Raw genomic sequence first — 2062 nt, 5'->3', positions numbered from 1 at the left:
CTTGGTGTTCATGCCGCCCTTTGTCCGGCCAATCAGGCGTCCACGCCCCCCTTTTTCACGCCCATGCTGGTCGCTGTTCGGTGTGCCTTCAGGTAAGTGGCGTCGATCATCACAGTCTTCTTTTCGCCATGCTCGGCGGCCAGACCGGCCATCATCCGGGCGAAGATGCCCTTGTCACTCCACCGTTTCCAACGGTTGTACAGCGTCTTGTGCGGCCCATAGGCAGCAGGGGCATCGCGCCACCGTAAACCATTGCGATTGATAAAAATAATTCCACTCAACACGCGCCGATCATCAACGCGGGGTTTGCCGTGTGACTTGGGGAAGAAGGGCTCAAGACGCGCCATCTGCGCATCCGTCAGCCAGAAGAGATCAGACATGTTCACCGCTCGTTTTTCGAACTGTGAATCACGCGGCCAACCGGAAATCAATGGGTCCTGACCCTAGCTCACCCTAGCCAAGAGGTACGCAACGCCGCGCGATATGCATCCGATTCCGTGGAGAACATGGGAGGGCAGGCCGGATCGTTCCCCGAGATGACTATAGGAAACTATTATCGGGACAAAGGATTGTACGAAACGCTGCGGGGAATGACCGACCAAGGTCAAAGTGAATTCTTTGCAAAGCGAAATTCCGATGACAAGCGAGCCCTCGACCTGGGAAACGCCGCCCGCGTCGTGGCGTATGTGGCTTGTGAGGCGACCAGATTGGATCGGATGAGTGCACGCAACGTTGCCGTCGCCATCAACTCTCTTTCGCCGGAGGGTCGAGCAGCAGCGTGGGCTGCGACGCGCGCTGACTGCGAAGCCATGGAACGCGGCGAGAATGCAATGCAATCCCCGCTTTGGAGAGGCGCGCCATACAGTGAGAACAGGCTCAGGGAGGGAATTTCAGGGTTCGCAGGTGGGTTCTGGCGCGCGTGGTATCAGGGCTACCTCGACGGCCAGCCGCTCGATTGGGAATTTCAGAACCAAGTTGCGCTGATCCCGGATGAAGATTGGAAGAAAGGGCCGGATCATATAGCTCGGCTCGTTGAGGAGCTGGAGGCAGCCTATTTGGCGGAGAAGTTGCCCCAAGCAGAGCGAGTCGAATTCAACCCTGCTACTGGCCGCTTTCGCCTGATTCCGACTCCGCTGGCAAAACCCGCCCTCATTGCGGCCACCATCTCGCAGGTCAGTGATGCACTGAGCGATGCTTTAGCCAACCCTTCCAATGGCCTTTCTGAAGGCTCGCGCGAGGCGAGGGTCATCTCCCGGATGGTCACTAAATATGGGAACGACCCTCAGCGGATTGAGATGGACCTGACCAACATCCATAGAGCGCTGACCCGCCAAATCGCAACAGAAGACTTGCCCCCCAGCGAAGAGAACCTTGCCCTCCAAGCCGCCTGCGAGGAGGGTGCTCAAGCGGTAAGGGCAACCCATCCTGAAGTAGCTGAAAATCGGCTGATATTGTCAGAACATGCCCTACGTGAATTTAAGCCCGACGAAAAGTTTTCGGAATACTTACCCGTTCTCGCCGCAGCATCAGAAGAAGAACTTGCCGAACAATTCAACGAAGACATTCCCGAGCTTATTAATGACGCATTCGGGCAGGCGCCAAACAATGCGCTACGATTACCTGGCGCGGATCCGGCAACCCGAATCTTTAGTCGGACCGCCAAAATGTCTATCGTTCTCCGAAAGTCCACTGATGCCTTGGATGCAATTTGTGCGCGAACAGGATTAAGCCGCGGTGATTTGCTCAATGTGTTTATGTGGTTCGTAGGCATGGGTATCACCCTATTTAGCTAGGCCCTCGCTTTGACCGGCGACCAACGCGCTTCAGCGGCGCCCTGTCTTTGCTTCCCTGCGTAGCACCGGCGTAGCACCGTTGCGTTGGGTGCAAATGCAAAAGGCGCCCCTTGGGGCGCCAATGCATTGTAATCGTTTATTAATTTTGGTTGCGGGGATAGGATTTGAACCTATGACCTTCAGGTTATGAGCCTGACGAGCTACCGGGCTGCTCCACCCCGCGACCGTACCCTGCGGAAGTTCTGGTTGCAGGGTTTGTTCATCGTTTT

The 2062-nt window shown here is 56.2% G+C and carries 1 protein-coding gene, 1 tRNA gene and 1 pseudogene; 1 reads left to right on the top strand and 2 read right to left on the bottom strand.

Annotated elements, in window-relative coordinates:
* A pseudogene (locus BLV97_RS20580) lies at window positions 1–380 on the bottom strand (IS5 family transposase); the annotation flags it as partial.
* A 189-nt stretch (window positions 381–569) separates the two neighbouring features.
* Between BLV97_RS20580 and BLV97_RS20575 the strand changes: the two are divergent.
* Window positions 570–1793 carry a hypothetical protein gene (locus tag BLV97_RS20575; protein WP_143037610.1) on the top strand — a complete coding sequence of 408 codons (1224 nt, stop codon included), beginning with the start codon at window positions 570–572 and terminating at the stop codon, window positions 1791–1793.
* A gap of 146 nt (window positions 1794–1939) precedes the next feature.
* Here the strand turns inward: BLV97_RS20575 and BLV97_RS20570 are convergent.
* Window positions 1940–2016: transfer RNA gene (locus BLV97_RS20570), tRNA-Met, on the bottom strand.
* Between the last annotated feature and the right edge of the window lie 46 nt (window positions 2017–2062).

The organism is Allgaiera indica, assembly GCF_900106675.1.
GTDB lineage: Bacteria > Pseudomonadota > Alphaproteobacteria > Rhodobacterales > Rhodobacteraceae > Acidimangrovimonas > Acidimangrovimonas indica.
The sequence above is the reverse complement of the archived record's forward strand: the minus strand, read 5'-3'. Positions and strand labels throughout refer to the sequence as shown.